This is a genomic window from bacterium (genome assembly GCA_016708315.1).
Classification (GTDB): domain Bacteria; phylum Zixibacteria; class MSB-5A5; order CAIYYT01; family CAIYYT01; genus JADJGC01.
Genome location: JADJGC010000002.1, coordinates 35,816 through 54,805 on the forward strand (window position 1 = coordinate 35,816; position 18,990 = coordinate 54,805).

Annotated in this window: 20 protein-coding genes and 1 pseudogene; 16 read left to right on the forward strand and 5 right to left on the reverse strand. The window is 51.8% G+C overall.

The window, feature by feature from the left end:
• Nucleotides 1–9: 9 nt before the first annotated feature.
• The 7 genes from ccoN (at nucleotide 10) to IPH59_00295 (ending at nucleotide 5,858) form a co-directional block, all read left to right on the forward strand.
• Entirely contained in the window at nucleotides 10–2,145 is a 2,136-nt protein-coding gene (ccoN, locus tag IPH59_00265; GenBank protein ID MBK7090152.1) for a cytochrome-c oxidase, cbb3-type subunit I, read from the forward strand.
• Nucleotides 2,142–2,339, forward strand: a complete 198-nt coding sequence (locus IPH59_00270) for a cbb3-type cytochrome c oxidase subunit 3 (GenBank protein ID MBK7090153.1) — start codon at nucleotides 2,142–2,144, stop codon at nucleotides 2,337–2,339. The genes ccoN and IPH59_00270 overlap by 4 nt, the downstream gene beginning before the upstream one ends.
• A 79-nt stretch (nucleotides 2,340–2,418) precedes the next feature.
• On the forward strand, nucleotides 2,419–3,000 hold the full coding sequence (locus IPH59_00275) for a c-type cytochrome (protein ID MBK7090154.1): 582 nt from the start codon (nucleotides 2,419–2,421) through the stop codon (nucleotides 2,998–3,000).
• Between the two features lie 296 nt (nucleotides 3,001–3,296).
• Nucleotides 3,297–4,667: a cytochrome c oxidase accessory protein CcoG gene (gene ccoG / locus IPH59_00280; protein ID MBK7090155.1), complete on the forward strand. Its 1,371-nt coding sequence runs from the start codon at nucleotides 3,297–3,299 to the stop codon at nucleotides 4,665–4,667.
• Entirely contained in the window at nucleotides 4,660–5,118 is a 459-nt protein-coding gene (locus IPH59_00285) for a FixH family protein (protein MBK7090156.1), read from the forward strand. The genes ccoG and IPH59_00285 overlap by 8 nt, the downstream gene beginning before the upstream one ends.
• 12 nt (nucleotides 5,119–5,130) lie before the next feature.
• Nucleotides 5,131–5,598 carry a sulfite exporter TauE/SafE family protein gene (locus IPH59_00290; protein MBK7090157.1) on the forward strand — a complete coding sequence of 156 codons (468 nt, stop codon included), beginning with the start codon at nucleotides 5,131–5,133 and terminating at the stop codon, nucleotides 5,596–5,598.
• A complete protein-coding gene (locus IPH59_00295; GenBank protein MBK7090158.1) occupies nucleotides 5,577–5,858 on the forward strand; it encodes a sulfite exporter TauE/SafE family protein in 282 nt (93 codons plus the stop codon). Before IPH59_00290 ends, IPH59_00295 begins: the two co-directional genes overlap by 22 nt.
• 114 nt (nucleotides 5,859–5,972) lie before the next feature.
• Here IPH59_00295 and IPH59_00300 read toward each other — a convergent pair whose 3' ends face one another.
• The gene (locus IPH59_00300; GenBank protein ID MBK7090159.1) at nucleotides 5,973–6,404 is read right to left on the reverse strand and encodes a hemerythrin family protein; all 432 of its coding nucleotides are present in this window, start codon (nucleotides 6,402–6,404) and stop codon (nucleotides 5,973–5,975) included.
• 222 nt (nucleotides 6,405–6,626) lie between these two features.
• Between IPH59_00300 and tadA the strand changes: the two genes are divergently transcribed.
• From tadA to IPH59_00345, 9 genes are all read left to right on the forward strand, one after another.
• The gene (gene tadA, locus IPH59_00305; GenBank protein MBK7090160.1) at nucleotides 6,627–8,348 is read left to right on the forward strand and encodes a Flp pilus assembly complex ATPase component TadA; all 1,722 of its coding nucleotides are present in this window, start codon (nucleotides 6,627–6,629) and stop codon (nucleotides 8,346–8,348) included.
• Entirely contained in the window at nucleotides 8,338–9,558 is a 1,221-nt protein-coding gene (locus IPH59_00310; protein MBK7090161.1) for a type II secretion system F family protein, read from the forward strand. The genes tadA and IPH59_00310 overlap by 11 nt, the downstream gene beginning before the upstream one ends.
• 99 nt (nucleotides 9,559–9,657) lie before the next feature.
• Complete coding sequence (locus IPH59_00315; GenBank protein MBK7090162.1) at nucleotides 9,658–10,074, forward strand: prepilin-type N-terminal cleavage/methylation domain-containing protein; 417 nt, start codon at nucleotides 9,658–9,660, stop codon at nucleotides 10,072–10,074.
• Between the two features lie 5 nt (nucleotides 10,075–10,079).
• Complete coding sequence (locus IPH59_00320) at nucleotides 10,080–10,529, forward strand: prepilin-type N-terminal cleavage/methylation domain-containing protein (GenBank protein ID MBK7090163.1); 450 nt, start codon at nucleotides 10,080–10,082, stop codon at nucleotides 10,527–10,529.
• A 4-nt stretch (nucleotides 10,530–10,533) separates the two neighbouring features.
• Nucleotides 10,534–11,682: a prepilin-type N-terminal cleavage/methylation domain-containing protein gene (locus IPH59_00325; GenBank protein MBK7090164.1), complete on the forward strand. Its 1,149-nt coding sequence runs from the start codon at nucleotides 10,534–10,536 to the stop codon at nucleotides 11,680–11,682.
• Between the two features lie 13 nt (nucleotides 11,683–11,695).
• Nucleotides 11,696–13,324 (forward strand): hypothetical protein, encoded by a 1,629-nt coding sequence (locus IPH59_00330; GenBank protein MBK7090165.1) that lies wholly within the window; start codon nucleotides 11,696–11,698, stop codon nucleotides 13,322–13,324.
• Nucleotides 13,321–13,899, forward strand: a complete 579-nt coding sequence (locus tag IPH59_00335) for a hypothetical protein (GenBank protein ID MBK7090166.1) — start codon at nucleotides 13,321–13,323, stop codon at nucleotides 13,897–13,899. The genes IPH59_00330 and IPH59_00335 overlap by 4 nt, the downstream gene beginning before the upstream one ends.
• Complete coding sequence (locus IPH59_00340) at nucleotides 13,889–14,326, forward strand: hypothetical protein (protein ID MBK7090167.1); 438 nt, start codon at nucleotides 13,889–13,891, stop codon at nucleotides 14,324–14,326. The genes IPH59_00335 and IPH59_00340 overlap by 11 nt, the downstream gene beginning before the upstream one ends.
• A 14-nt stretch (nucleotides 14,327–14,340) precedes the next feature.
• Entirely contained in the window at nucleotides 14,341–15,612 is a 1,272-nt protein-coding gene (locus IPH59_00345) for a type II and III secretion system protein (GenBank protein MBK7090168.1), read from the forward strand.
• A gap of 15 nt (nucleotides 15,613–15,627) precedes the next feature.
• Here the strand turns inward: IPH59_00345 and IPH59_00350 are convergent, their stop codons facing one another.
• The 4 genes and pseudogenes from IPH59_00350 to IPH59_00365 form a co-directional block, all read right to left on the reverse strand.
• A complete protein-coding gene (locus IPH59_00350) occupies nucleotides 15,628–16,332 on the reverse strand; it encodes an ABC transporter ATP-binding protein (GenBank protein MBK7090169.1) in 705 nt (234 codons plus the stop codon).
• 9 nt (nucleotides 16,333–16,341) lie between these two features.
• A pseudogene (locus tag IPH59_00355) lies at nucleotides 16,342–17,094 on the reverse strand (ABC transporter ATP-binding protein).
• A gap of 1 nt (nucleotide 17,095) precedes the next feature.
• A complete protein-coding gene (locus IPH59_00360) occupies nucleotides 17,096–18,079 on the reverse strand; it encodes an ABC transporter ATP-binding protein (GenBank protein ID MBK7090170.1) in 984 nt (327 codons plus the stop codon).
• A complete protein-coding gene (locus tag IPH59_00365; GenBank protein MBK7090171.1) occupies nucleotides 18,076–18,978 on the reverse strand; it encodes a branched-chain amino acid ABC transporter permease in 903 nt (300 codons plus the stop codon). Before IPH59_00365 ends, IPH59_00360 begins: the two co-directional genes overlap by 4 nt.
• Between the last annotated feature and the right edge of the window lie 12 nt (nucleotides 18,979–18,990).

Below are 18,990 nucleotides of genomic sequence, written 5' to 3' on the forward strand. Positions count from 1 at the left end.
AACTGACGCATGCAACTTGAGACGTTTAGTTATGACAATAAGATTGTCAGATACTTCACGTATGCCACGATCATTTGGGGCGCAGTGGGTATGCTGGTGGGCGTTATTATCGCGCTCCAGATATTCCTGCCCGCAATGAATTTCGGCATATCGTGGCTGACCTATGGCCGGTTGCGGCCGCTTCACACCAACGCTGTGATTTTTGCGTTTGTCGGCAACGGCATCTTTATGGGTATCTACTATTCGCTGCAGCGGCTGTGCAAGGCGCGCATGTTCAGCGATATGTTGAGCAGGCTGCATTTCTGGGGTTGGCAATTGATTATTGTCTTGGCGGCCGTCACTCTGCCGCTGGGAATCACCACAAGTAAGGAATACGCCGAGCTAGAATGGCCGATTGATATTCTGATTGCAGCGGTATGGGTGATTTTTGCGGTCAACATGTTCGGGACCATCATCAAGCGGCGCGAGCGGCATATGTATGTCGCGATATGGTTCTATATCGCAACGGTGGTGACGGTTGCGTTGTTGCACATTGTCAATTCGATTCATATCCCAGTTGATCTCTTCAAGAGCTATCCGATCTATGCCGGTGTTCAGGATGCGCTCGTGCAATGGTGGTATGGGCATAACGCAGTCGCGTTCTTCTTAACGACGCCATATCTCGGCTTGATGTATTACTTCATTCCGAAAGCTTCGGGACGTCCGGTGTTTTCGTATCGATTGTCAATCATTCACTTCTGGGCGCTGATTTTCCTCTATATCTGGGCTGGACCGCATCATCTGCTGTACACTTCACTGCCGGATTGGGCGCAGTCGCTGGGAACTGTGTTTTCGATCATGCTGATTGCGCCATCGTGGGGCGGGATGATCAACGGATTGTTGACTCTTCGCGGAGCCTGGGACAAGGTGCGTGAAGAACCCGTTCTGAAGTTTATGGTAGTGGCGGTAACGGCATACGGTATGGCGACGTTCGAAGGACCGATGTTGTCGATCAAGAGTGTCAATGCGCTTTCGCACTATACCAGTTGGACGATTGCTCACGTGCATGTCGGCGCGCTGGGATGGAACGGCCTGTTGACATTTGGAATGATGTATTGGCTGATTCCGAAATTATTCAATACACCGCTCTACTCCAAGAAGCTGGCCAATTTCCATTTCTGGATTTCGACGCTGGGTATCGTTTTCTATGCAGTGCCGATCTATTTCGCCGGCTGGACGGAAGGATTGCTTTGGAAGCAATTCACGGCTGAAGGGCTGTTGCAATATCCTAACTTCCTTGAGATTGTCCAACAAATCACGCCGATGTATCACATCCGCGCATTTGGCGGGGCGCTGTTCCTGATTGGTGTCTTTGTAATGGGCTACAATCTATTCAAAACGGCAAAGGCCGGTGTAGCTGTCGACAACGAAGAGGCACAAGCTCCGGCGCTGGCGGCGGGCTTCTCAGAGAAATTCAATATCAAGGAGGGCTGGGGACATCGCTGGATCGAATCAAAGCCGATGCGCTTTATGGTCCTTGCGTTGATTGCCGTGGCTATTGGCGGATTAGTTGAGTTTATTCCGACATTCCTTGTGAAATCCAACATCCCGACCATTGCCAGCGTGAAGCCATACACGCCGCTGGAATTGGAAGGGCGCGATCTCTATATCCGCGAGGGCTGCAACAATTGCCATTCGCAAATGGTGCGGCCATTCCGTTCAGAGACTGAGCGGTACGGCGAGTATTCCAAGGTCGGCGAGTTTGTATACGATCATCCATTCTTGTGGGGATCGAAACGTACCGGCCCGGATTTGCATCGCGTGGGCGGCAAGTATCCGGATGCGTGGCACTACCAACATATGGAAGACCCGACCACGATGTCGCCGGGTTCGGTGATGCCGCCTTATCCGTGGTTGATCACAGACAAGCTGGATGTTTCCAACACTTCGAAGAAGATATCAGTGATGCGCAGTTTGGGCGTGCCATACGACGAGGGTTACGAAGTACGTGCCGTGGATGACTTGCGAATGCAGGGTAATGCAATCGCCAAGAGACTTGAGGAAGCGAAGATTGTCACTGAATGGGATAGCGAGATCGTCGCGCTGATAGCTTATCTGCAGCGATTGGGCACCGATATTAAGGTAAAGGAGCAGGCAGGACAATGATTAGCGAAGTACTGAGTTCAATCAAAGATGTCGCTATCTATCCGATAGTGACCCTGCTGATTTTCTTTGCGGCATTTCTCGGCGCGGTTGTCTGGACATTGCGGCTGCAGAATAGCGAAGTCGCGCGGATAAGTCGTCTGCCGCTGGATGATACTTTTGGCTCTGATCATGAAGGAGAGCAACACAATGGCTGAACATAAAGATGAACTGCTTGATCACGACTATGACGGTATCAAAGAGTTAGACAACGATCTACCGCCATGGTGGCTGTATATGTTCTATATCACGATCGCTTGGGCAATTCTGTATTTCGCCTGGTATCATGTGCTTGAATTCGGGTACACGAGCACTGACGAATATCAGAAGGAGCTCAATCCGAAGTACACGAAAGAGATGAATCCTAACTACAAGCCATCGTCGGTTCTGACGCCGTACAGGTCGGTATGGTATAAGCCGGGCGGAGATGAAACGCCGTACTCGATCGCAATGGCTGGTCCGAGGGTGTCGTTTGTTGAGGAACGTCCGGAAGACGAGCCAGAGTATCTGGCGTTGACCGAACCGGCGGAGATTTCATCCGGAGCGGCGATTTTCAAGCAACGATGTGTACAATGTCACGGAGCAGCCGGAGAAGGCGGAATTGGACCGAACCTTACCGACGAGTATTGGCTGCACGGTGCGGGAATCAACAATGTGTTGAAGACCGTTAAGTATGGAGTGCCGGCGAAAGGCATGATTGCCTGGCGCGGATTCTTGAAGCAGGATGAGATATTGAAAGTGGCGAGCTATGTGCTGACACTTGAGGGAACGAATCCGGCGAATCCGAAGGCGCCGCAAGGGGACAAGGTAGCGAGGTAGGGGCGGCGTTAACCTCACCCGCCGCTTGTCCGAGGAGATGCCCTCCCCAAAGAGGCCTTGGGAAAGATGCCCTCACCCTCCCGATAAACCGGGATCTCCCCTCTCCCAAGGGGAGAGGGGAGGAAGTGCGGAATCCTGAGATGAATGGCTGAGTGTATTCGTAGATGATGAGCAGAATGAAGATGAAACAATGAAATGTGATTTGACAGAGGCGCGAGTTGGCAGTGATTAAGAAGAAGGACGAGTCGTTTCGGGATCATATTGCGACGGTGGATGCGCAGGGCAAGCGCGTCATCATGTATCCGTCGAAGCCGAAAGGACAGTTGCATCGAGCGCGACTGGTGGTCAGTTGGGTGCTTCTGGCATTCATGTTCTTGGCACCGTTCATCAAGGTGGGCGGTCAACCGCTGTTGTTGTTCAATCTCTTCGAACGCAAATTCGTAATCTTCGGTCTCGCGTTCTGGCCCCAGGATTTTCATCTTTTCGTGCTGGCCACAATAACATTCGTCGTCTTCATCGTGTTGTTCACTGTGGTATTCGGGAGACTGTGGTGCGGATGGGCTTGTCCGCAGACTATCTTCATGGAAATGGTGTTCCGCAAGATCGAGTACTGGATTGAAGGCAATTCAGGCAAGCAGAGGGCACTTGATCGCGGACCTTGGAACGGGAAGAAGACTTTCAAGAAACTGTCGAAGCACGCCATCTTTCTCGCAATCTCGTTTGCAGTAGGCAATATCGTGGTAGCGTACCTGGTCGGAGTCGACAAGCTGTATCAACTTATTGCCGATGGTCCGGGACCGCATCTAGCATCGTTCATTGCTGTGGTGGCATTTAGTTTGGTGACCTATGGAGTATTCGCGCGATTCCGCGAGCAAGTTTGCTTGATTGTTTGCCCATACGGGCGGTTGCAGTCGGTACTGCTCGATGCGCGTTCTATTGCAGTGGCATACGATTTCAAACGCGGCGAACCGCGGGCGCCAATGGCGCTCAAGGGTAAAGAGCGCGAAGGTGGCGACTGCATCATGTGTAATCAGTGTGTGGAAGTGTGTCCGACGGGGATAGACATTCGCAATGGCACGCAATTGGAGTGTGTCAACTGCACAGCTTGTATCGATGCTTGCAATGGTGTGATGGAGAAGGTGGGATTTCCGAAGGGGCTTATTCGTTATGCGTCGCATAAGGGGATCAGCGATGGTTCGAAACTGACTATCACGCCGCGAATTATCGGCTATTCTACGGTATTAGTGGTGCTGCTGGTAGCGCTGGTTACTTTGATGGCAGGGCGGGCTGATATCGAGACAAGCATTCTGCGGACACCGGGAGTGATGTACCAGGAAATCGAAGGCGACCAGATTCGCAATCTATACTCGCTGAAAATCATCAACAAGACCTTCGCGCCGATGCCGATTTCGTTGGTACTGAAAGAACACCCCGGGACAATTGCGATGGTCGGCGGAGATATCCAGCTGCCGGAGCAAGGGTTGGCAGAACAAGCGTTCTTTGTAGATATTCCGAGAAGCGCGCTGAAGTCGGCGCATGAAGAATTGACGATTCAGGTCTTTACCGGTACGACTCTGATGGAAGAGGTCGAGACGAAGTTTCTTGGGCCGCGCATCGAATCGCATGAGTCAGACCACGATCAAAAGAAAGAAGACGATCATGACTGAGAATAAGAAGAAGAGTCTCTGGGGTGTCGGGATTGCCGTGGTCTACGGGGCTTTTATGGTGATAATGATCGGAATCGTCGTGGCGTCGCGATTCCAGCCGGTGGACCTTGTCTCGCGCGATTACTACGACAAAGAGATTACTTATCAGAAGCAGATTGACCGGATGCAGAGGAGTCAACAAGAAGGCATGGCGTTGACCATCGATCACAATATTGGTGATGGAAAGCTGACGGTGACGTTTCCAGCTGGCTTTTCTACCAAGGTAGTTACCGGACATCTGAAGCTGTTCCGGCCCTCCAGTGCGGCGCTTGATCGCAATTTTGAGATCTCGGCGATAGCATCACAGCAGTTTGACGCCGGAAAACTGGCGCGCGGACTTTGGAAAATAAAAGTTGACTGGCAGGTCGACTCTCTGCAATATTATCACGAACAAGAATTGTATGTCAATTAGGGAATAAGTTCGATGGAAGTCTGGACTGGTTTCGTCGTTGGGTTGCTCGGGTCGTTGCATTGTGTCGGGATGTGTGGACCGATTGTGGCTGCATTACCGCAGGGCGAGGGCGGCAAGATGGCGTTTCTTGCCGGAAGACTTCTCTACAACCTTGGGCGCGTTGTCACATACGCAATTATCGGCCTGATATTCGGGCTCATCGGGAAGACAATCTTCATGGCGGGCTATCAGCAGGGATTGTCGATTGCCGTCGGTGTAGTCATAATAGTAGCCGTTATCACGCCGTCGCGCTACTCGCAAGGCGCAATTACAATGCTCGGCTTGGGCAAAGTGTATGCGCGAATTAGCAAGCTTTGGGGCGACTATTCAGTTCGAAAAGCCGGTCGTCGCTGTTTGCAATCGGAATCCTTAACGGGTTTTTGCCATGCGGATTTGTCTATGTCGCCTTGGCTGGAGCAGTGGCTACCGGAGGAGCTCTAAAGGGATCAGCATACATGGCGCTATTTGGGATAGGAACGATTCCGATATTATTGGCCTTCTCGTTCATCGGCAATGCCATCGGACACAAGTTTCGTCATGCCTTCAGCCGCGCCGTACCGGTATTGGCGGTAGCATTGGCTCTGGTGTTTATCCTGCGCGGTTTGTCGCTGGGGATTCCCATACTCAGTCCCAAGATGACGCAGGATGTTGCGACCGGAGAAGTGAAGTCTTCATGCTGCGACCACAAGGCAACGCCATAGACATCACTCCCAGCCACTGGAGCTCCCCGCTCTAGGACATCACATTGTGAATGATAAGCGGGCTGTCACGAAAACCGTGACAGCCCGCTTCTTGTTCTACAATCGTCAAGTTGACTAAACGGTAGCTTTTGTTTTGCCGTTCGCCGCCACCTGCTTGAGATAGTAGTCGGCATACATACGGTCGACTTTGAGAATGTGGTTAATCAACCAGTCGCGTAAGAGAGTGAGCAGCTTGATACCGACAGTGTTGTCACCGCCGTCATACTGTGTCTTGAGCTGCATTACCTGTTCGGTGAACTTGCGATGCTCGGTTTTGTGCGAGTTGATGAAAGCATAGTCGATGCTTTCAAGGAAACGCTCTTCATTGCTGAGGTGCGTCTTTGTGTAGCTGACGAGCCGGTTCATGATCCCGCCAAGAGTGTCGCGGCCCTTGCCGGCTTTCATGGCGTCGTGATATTCGTTGAGCATCGCTACCAGCTGTTGATGCTGTTTGTCCATCTCGGGTACGCGAATGCTCAGCTTGTCTGTCCAATCAACAAAACTCATAGATACTCCTGTTAAAGTAGCAATTGTGCCTTGGTTTCGATTCTTAGAGAACATATCGGAGCAAATGCTCGATAATCACAGCCCATATTCTGAACACTTAAGTTCATCGAACTGATACCAGAATGAAACAGCCGCGCAGAAACAGGGAGGAAACGAATCTAATTCGCAGCCGAGTCCTCAAGCGAGTGATTGCTATGCCCGACAACTATCTATAGCAATATTATGAGTACTAATAAACGAATTGGCGATCTTCTTGTAGAGAAAGGTCTGCTTAATGCAGCACAGCTCCAGGCGGTGCTGGAGGAGCAGACCAAGACTGGACAACGGCTCGGACAGATTCTTCTGGCGAAGAACTGGATCTCCGAGGACGATCTCGTTGACGTTATCCATAACCGTCTCGGCATTCCCAAAATATCCCTGGAAAACATCGTTATCGATCCTAAGATCGTAGAACTTGTACCTCTGGCAATTGCCAAGAAGCACAATCTAATTCCGGTATTCCGCATCGGCACGACGCTGACTGTCGCAATGTCGGACCCGCTCGACATCATTGCACTTGATGAACTGAAATACATCACCAATCTCAAAGTCAATCGCGTTGTCGCGACCGGCGAAGCGATCAATCGCGCCATCGAGCAGTATTATTCGCTCCGCGACACGATGGCTGAAGTGATCAAGGACATTGGCGAGGAAGACCTTGCTTCGAATTCCGAACTGGCTGCGACAATCAGCGAAGCTGAAGGGTCATCATCGGAAGCACCGCTGATCAAGCTGGTGAATTTGTTGATCGTACAGGCGATTAAGGAACGCTCGTCAGATATTCACATCGAGCCGGAAGAGAACAAACTGCGTGTGCGATATCGGGTGAACGGGATACTCAAGGAACAGAATTCGCCGCCGCGAAATCTGCACGCCAGTATTGTGTCGCGCATCAAGGTCATGGCACAGATGGACGTATCCGAAAAGCGAACTCCGCAAGATGGCAGATTTGTCGTTAAGGTGGGCAATATGGACGTTGACGTACGCGCGTCGACCCTGCCGACCATTCATGGCGAGAAAGTCGTTTTGCGCGTTCTTGATCGGAGAAATCTGGTTGTCGGGTTACCTAACCTCGGGTTTGACGAGCATACAAAGCGCGAATTTGAGTCGATGATCCGGAAGCCGGAAGGATTGATTCTGATTACCGGTCCGACTGGCTCAGGTAAGACGACGACGCTGTATGCGGCATTGAATGAGATTAAGAGCCTGGAAAAGAACATTATCACGATTGAGGATCCGGTCGAATACAGTATTCCGCTGGTGAATCAAGTACAGATCAATGAGAAGGCGGGATTGAGCTTCGCATCGGCACTGCGCTCGATTTTACGCCAGAATCCGGATATCATCATGGTCGGTGAAATTCGCGATGCGGAAACTGCACAGATGGCGGTCCGGGCCGCTTTGACAGGGCATCTTGTGTTGAGCACGATTCATACCAACGATGCCGCCGGCGCAGTGGCGCGACTTCTGGATATGGGAGTGGAGGACTATCTGGTTGCCAGCTGTCTATTGGGAGTTCTTGCCCAGAGATTGGTGCGCACGATCTGTCCACGGTGTAAGGCGAAGGACAGCCTTCCGGCAAGCGTGATCGAAGTGTTCGGAGCCGAACTGCGCGGTCGCGAGGATTCTTTCAAGAGCGGTACTGGTTGTGAAGAATGTGGCGGAACGGGATATCAGGGTCGAATCGGAATTTACGAACTGCTGAAGTTGACCGGGCGTTTGCGCGAAATGATTCTGAGCAATACATCGAGTGCGGCTATCAAGCAAGCGGCGCAATCGCTGGGAATGCGAACGATGCGCGAGCAAGTGATCGACAAGGGACTGCAGGGAGTGACGACGTATCGCGAGATCATCCGCGTGACGCAACAAGACGAATCACCGATAGCGGTGCTCAATGCCAACTGAATTTGAGTATAAGGCCTACGACCTCACCGGCGCGGCAGTACTCGGCTCGGCGCGAATGGAGACTTCTGAGGCAGTCAGGGACTTGCTGGCCGAGCGGAATCTTATCCCCATCAGCATCAAGCCAAAGACAAAGACTACATGGGATAAAATTATCGGCAACCTTCGCAGTCGTTCGACACGCGAAGATCTGATTCTCTTCACGCGCAAGCTCAATGCCCTTTATAAAGCAGGCGTTCCAATCACCAACAGCCTTGGAGTTATTGCCGAACAGGACGCTAACAAATATTTCTCCGCAGTTGCAGGAAGATTGCGCAACGATCTGGAGCAAGGGTACTCATTCTCGGAAGCGATCGCACAGCATCTCGATGTATTTCCGGATACCTACATCCATGCGATTCGCGTGGCCGAAGAGACGGGTCGTCTCGATGTCGTGATGGAAAAACTCGCTACGACGCTTGAACGGGATCTTGAGACGCGCGAACAAATCAAGACGGCAGTCCGATATCCGGTCATCGTGGTTATCCTCGTGATCGCTGCGTTCTTTGCATTAGTGACCTTTGTAGTGCCGAAATTCGCCGAATTCTATACCAAGAACAACGCCCAGCTTCCTCTGCCGACCCAGATACTCATTGATCTGAATGTTATGATCAGACACTACTGGCCGCTATTGGTAGCATTAATTGTCATTGGAATCCCGGTAGGGATACGATTGTTCAGACTGAAACAGGTGCGAGAGAAGTTTGACGGGTTGATTCTCAAACTGCCGATTTTTGGTCCGCTCTTCAACAAGATATACATCGCACGATTCTCCCATCTACTCGAAGTGACGTTTACATCCGGTGCCCCTTTGCTAAAGGGATTGGACACGATTCGATCGGCGATAGGTAATCGAGTCATCGAAGCCGAGATCGATAAAATTCGTCAACAGGTACAACAGGGCAATAGTCTTGGCTCGATACGCAATCAGTTGCCACATTTTCCCAGTTTGGCGCTGTCATTGATTCAAATTGGACTGGAATCGGGTTCGCTTGATTTCATGTTGCAACAGGTGGCAAGTTTCTATGACCGGGAAGTGGACTACACGACCAAGCGTCTGATGACTCTGATAGAGCCCCTACTAATACTGTTTTTGGGGTGTGTCGTTTTGGTAATGGCGCTGGCTATCTTCCTACCGATGTGGAATTTAGTCGAAGTATTCCGTCCGCATTAATAAAGCTTCGTGAAACACCGCCGAAAATAACAGAGTGAGAATGTGGGTTGAAGATTCCATTAATCGCGTATTGGAGGTAACTTGAGAATGATTCGCAAAATGCAAAGTCAGCAGGGCTTCACACTTATCGAGCTTGTGATCATCATCGTTGTGCTCGGCATTCTTGCCGCAGTGGCGATTCCGAAATACCAGGACATCACTGCGGAAGCGAAAGCGTCGGCGGCGAAGGGTGCACTTGGAAGCATGAGATCAGGCATTTCCATTTATTATGCGAATGCTGCAGTGAAGACCGGTACTGCGACGTGGCCGCCAATTGACAGTATGCGTACGGTCAATGTTGTGATGTCACAATCGATGCCGGCAAATCCATTCCAAGCAACAGCGAATGCACCAGACTCAATTGTCACCGGTGTGACCAAGGGTGTCGTTGTCGGAACACGCGGCGGTTGGGCATACAAGCCTTCCACCGGCGAGATCTGGCCAAACACAAACGTAGCCGGCGAAGCCAGCTGGTAAATCAGATGAATAGTAAGGTAAGCGGAAGCCGCGGTTTTACGCTTATCGAACTCATCATCATCATTGTTGTACTCGGCATCATCTCTACCGTGGCCGTGGCGAAGTACTCGGATTTCCTTAATGAATCCAAAGTGCAATCAGCCAAGACGGAAATGGCGGAGTTGAAAAAAGCTATTGTCGGAAATCCTTCGGCAGTAGCAGGCGGCAGGTACAGCGATGTTGGTTTTGAGGGCGATGTTGGCCACCCACCGGCGGCATTGGTGGACCTTGTTCGCAAACCGGACACGGTTGCCGAATACAATGCCATTGCCCGGTTAGGATGGCATGGACCGTATATCGACTCCAGCGGCGGCGATTACCTCAAGGACGCCTGGGGAGTGAACTACGTTTACAGCGCGGCGACTCGGTCGATCACCTCGACCGGTTCAGGCACCAATATTGTCATCAGCTTCTGAGGCTATGAACAAAGTTAAGTCACAAGGCGGATTCACACTTGTTGAAGTCGTGATGGTAATTATCATCATGGCCATTATTGCCGCTGTGGCGATGCGCTCTATGGACAAAGGGTTGGAAACAGCTCGAATTGAGGAAACTCGAAACGAACTGAATCAACTCGCCGAAGCGATTGCCGGAAACCCCAGTCTCTACTCCAATGGCATGCGAACAAATTACGGATATGTCGGCGATGTCGGCAGTCTTCCACCTAGTCTTGATGCTCTTGTGAACAATCCGGGGTATGGCACCTGGCGCGGCCCGTATGTGCGCACAGATTTCTCAGGCTACGCAGACGATTTCAAGAAGGACGCTTGGGGAACGCTATACGCGTACACTGGAAACATCAGTATCACTTCGACCGGCGGCAGCGATACGCTGGTACGGAACTTCGCGCAACTGACGTCCGACTTGACTGGCAACTCGCTGGCAGGGACAATCACGGACGCGGCGGGAAATCCACCCGGGGATTCGGCATCAAGGGTTCGCGTTGTGATTACTTATCCAAACGGCAGCGGCAGCTACCGCGACTCGACGATCGTACCGAACTCTGGCGGCGTGTTTACTTACTCCAACTGTCTGCCTATCGGCAATCACCGCCTGCGGGCTATTTACCAAACAACTGCCGACACCGTGCAGACGTTTGTGAGCGTCTTTCCAAAATCTTCGATGCAGACAAGCCTGCGCTTTCCCGGCGCAGTCTGGGCAGCCTCTGGTGGCGGCGCGGGCGGAGGTGGCAGTGCCGCGATTTCGTACGTAACCGGAAGCGCAACAACCTACGGTGCGCAGAATTCATTCGTGAGCTTCAACATAGAAAACACCGGTACTGCTGCGATAATGGTCACTTCCATCAGACTGACTTACTCATTTACGGCGTACTTTCGTCGAGTGTACTGGAACACCACATTGGTCGTGAACTCAAGTAACCCCTGGCCCGGGAACAATCAGTCAGTGAGCTTCTCCACCAATATGACAATGATGCCTACTGAGCAGGTGACTCTAAAATTCGAGTATTTTCGTGCAGCACCTGGCGGCGGCGCTAGAGTTAACATGACAGGGCGAACGTTTGATATCCGATTCTCCGATGGCACAACCTTAACCGTAGCGATACCATAGCAAGGACAAGCAGTTGACGGAATCGATCACAACTCAATCAGCAAACGCCGTTACCGCGACAGCGGCGGAAACGCCGGCAACTGAAGAACAGATTCTTGCGATTCCGCGCACAGCAGCGATTACGATCGAGTTGGCAAATGATTACCTGATCTGGAGCTACTGCGATGCCCAGGCAGGGAAGCAACCGCGCTGTGGCATCCTCGTCAGCCCAAGAATGTATGATCCGGCGACCGCACTGGGTTATCTCCAGGAACTCACCGCCAAGAACCGCGATCATGGCTGCAAAATCAATCTGTACCTCTCACTGTCTGATGCTATTCTGAGAAGCTTCTTCGTTCCGGCCGTTCCGAAGAATGAACTCCAACAAGTCGTGATGTGGGAAGCCGGCAAGGTGTTTCCATTTCAACCAGACGGGGAATTCTTTGAGTGGCGCGTAGTAGATACACTTGAGTGGGGCGGCGCCAAGAAACACCAGATTCAGGCTGCAGCAATACCACCAGCGCGAATTCAGCCGGTGACAGATTACTTAACTAAGCATTTCGAATTGAAGACGCTGACGCTGACGTCGCTGGCGTGGGAACCGCAACTTGCAAAACTGAAGAAACGACTGCCCGCTATCGGCGACAAGAGCGTTGCAGTTATTCGCCTTTTCGGCAGCCGCTTGAACGTACTCTGCTATCACAAGATGGCACTGGAGTTTATTCGCGAGAATGACTTGGACAGCGCGGTAACTGGAGATGAATTTGAGAATAGCCTGAGCCACCTTCAAGACGGCGCGGTTCACAACCGGGATTTCAATACGTATCGGGGATTTGATTGCGAGGCTATGGCGCGGCTTGTGGCCGAAGAGCTTGACTACTACTATGGAAGATTCTCGCAGCGCTCGGTGGACATGATTCTGTTGTCGCTTCCGAGCGAACTTGTGGAACCGGCAAGCGCGGCCCTGAGCGCTACTCTTAACATTCCCGTCGAGTCACTACTAATTGAGAGTATCACTCGCTGTGAACTGCCGGGTCCGAGCGCGCATTTGTTGGCGCCTTCAGTGCTATGTTCGAGGTCACAGTCCAAAGTTCTCGATCTGTTGCCCAAGCAATATCGGAGCAAAGTTAGAGAGAAACTGCTATTCCGCGGTGCTCTATTAGCAGGAGCAGCAGCGGTTGCGATTGCTTTTATTCTGGTTCTCTTGCAGGCACTGCACTTGCAGGATGCTAGCGCATCGAAATCAAGTCTGGAGCAGACGCTCACAACACTTCGCAATTCTGATGCTTATCAAGGTGTTGTGCTGATGCAGGCACAGAGCGCAACCTGGCAAACGCAATTGGCGCAGCTTCAGGGGGCTAGCTTCGCCAATTCAGAGCTTCTTCGCGCGGTGAGCAATTTGACACCGGAGAATGCGTTCCTGTCGAGTATGCAGATTCAATTGGTACAAAATGAACAAGGGCAGCAAGTCGCTGCGGCATCACTCAATGGTTTCATGAGCGGCGCAGAAGAGTATCCGGAAGTTGCCTTGAGCCGATATGTTCGGACGCTTCAAGAGCAGCCACTTGCAAAGCGGGTGCAATTACAGAATGAGAGCTACGAATTTGTGAATAATGATCGTCGTCTGCGATTCACGATCGTGCTGGAGGCGGTTGCTCAATGATCGAACTTCGACGACATCGTGTGGGAGTAGCATTGGCGCTGGCGCTCGCAATAGCTGCCGGCATTCTATATTTCTTCTATGTTCCGAGCAAGACACAACTCTTGCTGAGGCAGACTGAGAATGCATCGCTTCAGCAGGAGATTGACGGGCTGACGGGATTTCTGCGTTCAGCCGAAACGGCAAATCATTTTGCTGCTGAGCTTGGCGAAGTACGATCTGCGACATTGCATGACCTATATGCAATTGACTCAATTGAAACGTTCATTGATGCTCTTACCGCCGATCTTCAAATGATGGGCATGTCGAATGTCTATGTAGTGCCGCTAATTGACGATCTGTTAGCTCCAACCATGGTTGAGCTGGACGGCGTCAAGCTGGCGCGGCTGAAATTCGAAATCGCAGCCACCGGGGAGTTCATCGACGGCGGCATTGCGATCGAGCAACTCGAGAACCAGCGCTACTACGTGGCGATTCCGAGTTTGACGGTCGAACACGATGACGGCATTACGCCGGAAGTAATGTGGAATTTCGTATTGGAAGCGCATTTCCGCACGGGAGGTGCAAGTGGTATCTGAGGACACACGCAAAAAGATTGTCTATTTGATATTCATCGGAGCGGTGATCTACGGAGCGGTAAGTTTCGTCGGACGCAAAGGAAATAGCAGCGTAGATTTGGCAGCTCCAACAATCGAGCCGGTGGCCACGGCCGGCGTGGGCGAAATCGCAGGAATAGATTCAATCGCGTCAAAACGTTACGAGTGGACGCGAGATCCGTTTGCATATGGTGTTGTAAGTATGGAAGGAACTCAAACTGAAGTACGCGCGTCGCGATTTCAAATGGCGGCGATATCGGAGGCTAACGGACAGTTGATGGCAATCATCAATGGAAAGCCGGTCAGTCGCGGTGATAAAATCGAAGGCTGGACTGTTGTTCGCTTGACCAGGACCACCGCAGCCCTGGAGCTGGACGGCAAGGAAGTCCTGCTGGAAATGGGTAATTGAGGGAAGGACTGAATATGAAAAGGATTTCAATCGCTGTACTGATTGTCGCACTTGTTGCATTCAGTGTACAAGCGACTGCGCAAAACGTGACGCATGCATTCTTGAACAACCGAGTATCGTTGACGCTCGAAAGAACAGATGTCGAAGCTGTGGTACGCATGCTGGCCAAACAAAATGGATTCAATGTCGCGATAGCCGGCGAGGTGAGCGGAGAAGCGTCTATGATTCTTAACGACGTCCCGCTGCATGAAGCTCTGGATGCGATTCTCCTATCCAACAATCTTTCGTGGTATATGAAAGAGAACCTGATGGTGGTTAAGCCTTCGGGATTTCTTGCGACCGATGAGCGTGTGACAATCTTGATTAGGCTTAAGCACGTGACTTGCGAAGAGGCGAAGCTCGCGGCTGGACACCTGTTGTCAAGCGGCGGCAAAATCGAGATATTGACTGAGGGCGCAGAGATGTCGGCACGCCGAGCGAGAGCGTCGGTGCTGAGCGTTTCCGACCGCGGCGATATTGTCGGCCAGATACAGGCAGTAGTAGCCGATCTTGATAAGCCGCAGCCGATGCTGAATATATCGGTGAAGTTAGTAGAGACCAACTTGTCGAAAGACGACAAGGTCGGACTCAACTGGCCTGACTCATATCCGATGGTGTTTGGTGGACTTCCCGATGCAGAAGGCGAAGGCGCAGCGCCATTGGCGTCGCATCCGCTCGACGGCGGACGATGGACATGGGGGACATTTGCGGCTTCCAGTGTGACAGCGGCGCTTGATCTGATGTTGACGTCGGGACAATCGAAGTTGCTGTCGGACCCGAATCTTACGACTGAATCAAATCGTCCTGCAGAAATCGCGATTACCACGACAATTCCAATTCAGACTCTCAATCGATTCACCGAGGGTGCTGTGATTCAAGATATCGTCTCGTTTCAGGATTTGGATGTTGGTATCACTCTCAGAGTAATAGGTCACGTCACCGAAGACGGATACATTTCGTTGGACGTAAATCCGGTGATCGAAGAAATTACCGGTTATACCGGACCGACTGACAACTTACGGCCGATTACATCGAACCGCTCGGTGAATACTAACGTCCGCGTCAAGGATGGCGAAACGCTGGTAATTGGTGGATTGATCAAGAATTCGAAATTCGAGACTACCAAGAAGTTTCCGTTGTTGGGTTCGATACCGATAATCGGCAGGATTTTTCAACACCAGACAACGACGGATGAGAAGACGGATTTGAGTATTCTGATTACGCCGACGATTATTGTCGAGAAATAAAAAAGGGATTGGCGGCTATCCGCCGAGATAGGCGCGTTTGACCTGTTCGTTTTCGAGCAGGCTTGCCGCTGTGTCGCTCATCACAATCTTGCCTGTTTCCAACACATACGCGCGTTTAGCTATTTGCAGCGACTTGCGGGCATTCTGTTCCACCAACAAGACAGTAATTCCGCGACGGTTGATTTCAGTGATCGTCTGAAAGACTTTTTCGACGACAACCGGTGCGAGCCCCATTGACGGTTCATCGAAGAGCAGTAACTCGGGACCAGCCATTAACCCGCGTGCAATGGCAAGCATTTGCTGTTCACCGCCGGATAACGTTCCGGCCAATTGCGTGCGTCGTTCGCCGAGAATCGGGAAGAGGCGATACATTTCGGCAACGCGGTCTTTGATCAGATTATTGTCGCTCTCGGCGTAGGCTCCCAATTCGAGATTTTCAAGAACGGACTGCTTGGCGAATACTTTGCGGCCTTCGGGTATTTGCAGGATTTTCTTACGCGCAATTTTCCATGCCGGAAGCTTGTCAATGCGCTCGCCGGCAAATCGGATTTGACCCTCGCGCGGATGCAGTACACCGGAGATCGTATTGATGAGAGTAGTCTTGCCGGCGCCGTTCGCGCCGATTATCGCAAGAATCTCGCCTTTGTCCAAGTATAGCGAGATGCCTTTGAGCGCCGCTATCTGGCCGTAAAACACCTGTATGTTGTCAATTTCAAGCAGCATGCTACATCACGATCCGAGATAGGCTTCAATGACTTTGGGGTTAGCGGTGACTTCAGAGGGGAGACCTTCGGCGAGTTTCACGCCGTAGTCGAGAACGACGACATTGTCGGATAGGGACATCACGACATTCATGCGATGTTCAATTATGACGACAGCGATACCGCTTGCTCTGATCTTTCGAACTAATTCGACGAGATCGTTGCATTCGCTGGGATTCATTCCGGCGATTGATTCGTCGAGGAGAATCAGCAACGGATCGGTGGCAAGTGCGCGCGCAATTTCCAGTCAACGCTGTGCGCCATACAGAAGGTTGCGGACGATGTCGTTGCAGTGTTTGAGAAGTCCTACGAATTCGAGCCACTTACAGGCTGAGTCCTCGATTTCTTTTTCTTCACGCTTGAAGGTCGGCGTCCGCAGAAGTGCGGCAACGAGTTCCGAACCTGTGCGGCAATGGCGACCGACCATGACATTTTCGAGTGATGTCATGTCGGAAAACAAACGAATGTTCTGAAAAGTCCGGGCGATGCCGAGTTTGACGATTTGGTGCGACATGAGTCCGGCGATGGGCCGCTGTTTGAAGAATATCTGTCCGTGATCGGGCTGGTAGACACCGGTGACGACATTGAAGAACGTCGATTTGCCGGCGCCGTTGGGACCGATCAAGCCGATGACCTGGTTCTCTTCGACAGTGACGCTAAGGTCACATAGCGCCTTGAGACCGCCGAAGCTCTTTGAAACGTTGCGGACTTCGAGCAACATGCTACTCAGCCTCGACAGGTTTGAGTTCGAGCGCGCGACGTTTCGAAGGCAGGAGACCCTCGGGGCGGTAGATAATGGCGACTACCATTATGACACCAAACAGCAACATACGGTAATCGACAAATGCTGTTCCGAGCGAAGCGCGAAGAATTTCAGGTACGGCGACAAGTAGTACCACGCCGAGTATGACGCCGGAGATATTTCCCATGCCGCCGATGACGAGCATTGCGACGATAAGTATCGACTCCCAGAATGTGAACTGCTCTGGCGAAACGAAACCATTCCAATGGGTGTAGATTGCACCGGCAACGGCGCCGATGATTCCGGAGATTGTAAAGGCGACGGCTTTGACGCGTGCCACATTGACGCCAGTTAGAGTAGCAGCGAGTTCATCTTCGCGGATAGCGACGAGAGCGCGACCAATGCGCGAGTGCTCGAGGCGATAGCTGATGATGATGGCAACAGCCAGGAATGCGAGAATCAGGTAGTAGTAGTGAATGTTCTCTGTAAACTTGAATCCAAAGAGATTGATGTCGAGCAGTTTTTCTTCGACGCGCGGGAGACCTTTGGGGCCGTTGGTGATCGGTTCGAGATTGACCAAGACCAGCCGCACGATTTCGCCGAATCCGAGGGTGACAATGGCAAGATAGTCACCCCGCAATCGGAGGAGTGGTGCGCCAAGTCCCAGTCGAATCAGACCGCCGACCAATACCACAATAGGCAGTCCGAACCAAAATGGGATTCCGGCAATGCTAACGAGGGCAGCTGTGTATGCGCCGATGGCATAGAAGGCGATGTAGCCAAGATCAAGTAGTCCGGTATAGCCGATTGTGATGTTCAGGCCAACGCCGAGTATGCAGTAAATGCCGACGAGTCCCGCGACTCGGACGGCGTAGAAGTTGCCCGCCTGGTTCATTATAATCGGCAGGACCAAAAGGCCAACAATGCCGAGCGCGTAGATGACTGATTTGCGGGTGATCTTCATATCTTCTCAGTTACCGCTTCGCCCATAATACCAGTTGGCCTAAAGATCAACACGAGGATCAACACTGCGAAAAGGATTACATCTTTGTATGCGGATGAAATGTAACCGACCGACATTGCTTCGATGATCCCGAGAAGGAAGCCGCCGATCATTGCGCCTTTGATGTTTCCGATTCCACCGACCACAGCGGCAGTGAATGCCTTGAGGCCGGGGAAGAAGCCCATATTGAATTTGATACTGCCGTAATACATCCCGTTAAGGACGCCTGCAAGTCCGCCGAGTGCGCCGCCAATCAGGAAGGTCATCGTGATAATCAAATTGACGTTGATGCCCATCAACTGCGAGACGGTGTGGTTCTGCGCAGTTGCGCGCATCGCCTTGCCGAGTTTGGTGCGATTGACAAACAACTGTAGGGCGACCATGGCAATGATCGCCAGAAGGAAGATGGAAATCTGCAAGGAGTTGATCTGAACTCCAAAGAAATCGAAGTGTGCAATGTCAGACGACTGGGGGTAGGGGTATGGTTGTGACTGTGCGCTTACGCCGACCTGCATGATATTTTGCAGAAAAATCGACACACCAATTGCGGAAATCAGCGGAGTCAGCCGCGATGCGCCATAGAGCTTGCGATATGCTATGCGTTCAACGCAGACTGCCAGAATTCCTGCGCCGACGATTGACGAGACGAATACAAGCGAGAGGTGCAGCGGCACGATGTCCTGAATCGCAAGCGGCAGGAAGGTAAGAGCAAAAAAGCCGATGTAGGCGCCGACCATGAAGATTTCGCTGTGGGCGAAGTTGATCATGAGCAGGATGCCGTAGACCATGGTGTACCCAAGCGCAAAGAGCGCGTAGATACTGCCGAGCGTGATACCGTTGATTAGCTGTTGAAAGAACATCTACCCGACCGC

Coding starts and splice junctions, on each gene's coding strand:
- ccoG (MBK7090155.1), top strand. CDS start 3,297: ATGTATCCGTCGAAGCCGAAAGGACAGTTGCATCGAGCGCGACTGGTG.
- IPH59_00335 (MBK7090166.1), top strand. CDS start 13,321: ATGATCGAACTTCGACGACATCGTGTGGGAGTAGCATTGGCGCTGGCG.
- IPH59_00310 (MBK7090161.1), top strand. CDS start 8,338: ATGCCAACTGAATTTGAGTATAAGGCCTACGACCTCACCGGCGCGGCA.
- IPH59_00285 (MBK7090156.1), top strand. CDS start 4,660: ATGACTGAGAATAAGAAGAAGAGTCTCTGGGGTGTCGGGATTGCCGTG.
- ccoN (MBK7090152.1), top strand. CDS start 10: ATGCAACTTGAGACGTTTAGTTATGACAATAAGATTGTCAGATACTTC.
- IPH59_00315 (MBK7090162.1), top strand. CDS start 9,658: ATGCAAAGTCAGCAGGGCTTCACACTTATCGAGCTTGTGATCATCATC.
- IPH59_00270 (MBK7090153.1), top strand. CDS start 2,142: ATGATTAGCGAAGTACTGAGTTCAATCAAAGATGTCGCTATCTATCCG.
- IPH59_00345 (MBK7090168.1), top strand. CDS start 14,341: ATGAAAAGGATTTCAATCGCTGTACTGATTGTCGCACTTGTTGCATTC.
- IPH59_00320 (MBK7090163.1), top strand. CDS start 10,080: ATGAATAGTAAGGTAAGCGGAAGCCGCGGTTTTACGCTTATCGAACTC.
- tadA (MBK7090160.1), top strand. CDS start 6,627: ATGAGTACTAATAAACGAATTGGCGATCTTCTTGTAGAGAAAGGTCTG.
- IPH59_00325 (MBK7090164.1), top strand. CDS start 10,534: ATGAACAAAGTTAAGTCACAAGGCGGATTCACACTTGTTGAAGTCGTG.
- IPH59_00300 (MBK7090159.1), bottom strand. CDS start 6,404: ATGAGTTTTGTTGATTGGACAGACAAGCTGAGCATTCGCGTACCCGAG.
- IPH59_00365 (MBK7090171.1), bottom strand. CDS start 18,978: ATGTTCTTTCAACAGCTAATCAACGGTATCACGCTCGGCAGTATCTAC.
- IPH59_00290 (MBK7090157.1), top strand. CDS start 5,131: ATGGAAGTCTGGACTGGTTTCGTCGTTGGGTTGCTCGGGTCGTTGCAT.
- IPH59_00275 (MBK7090154.1), top strand. CDS start 2,419: ATGTTCTATATCACGATCGCTTGGGCAATTCTGTATTTCGCCTGGTAT.
- IPH59_00360 (MBK7090170.1), bottom strand. CDS start 18,079: ATGAAGATCACCCGCAAATCAGTCATCTACGCGCTCGGCATTGTTGGC.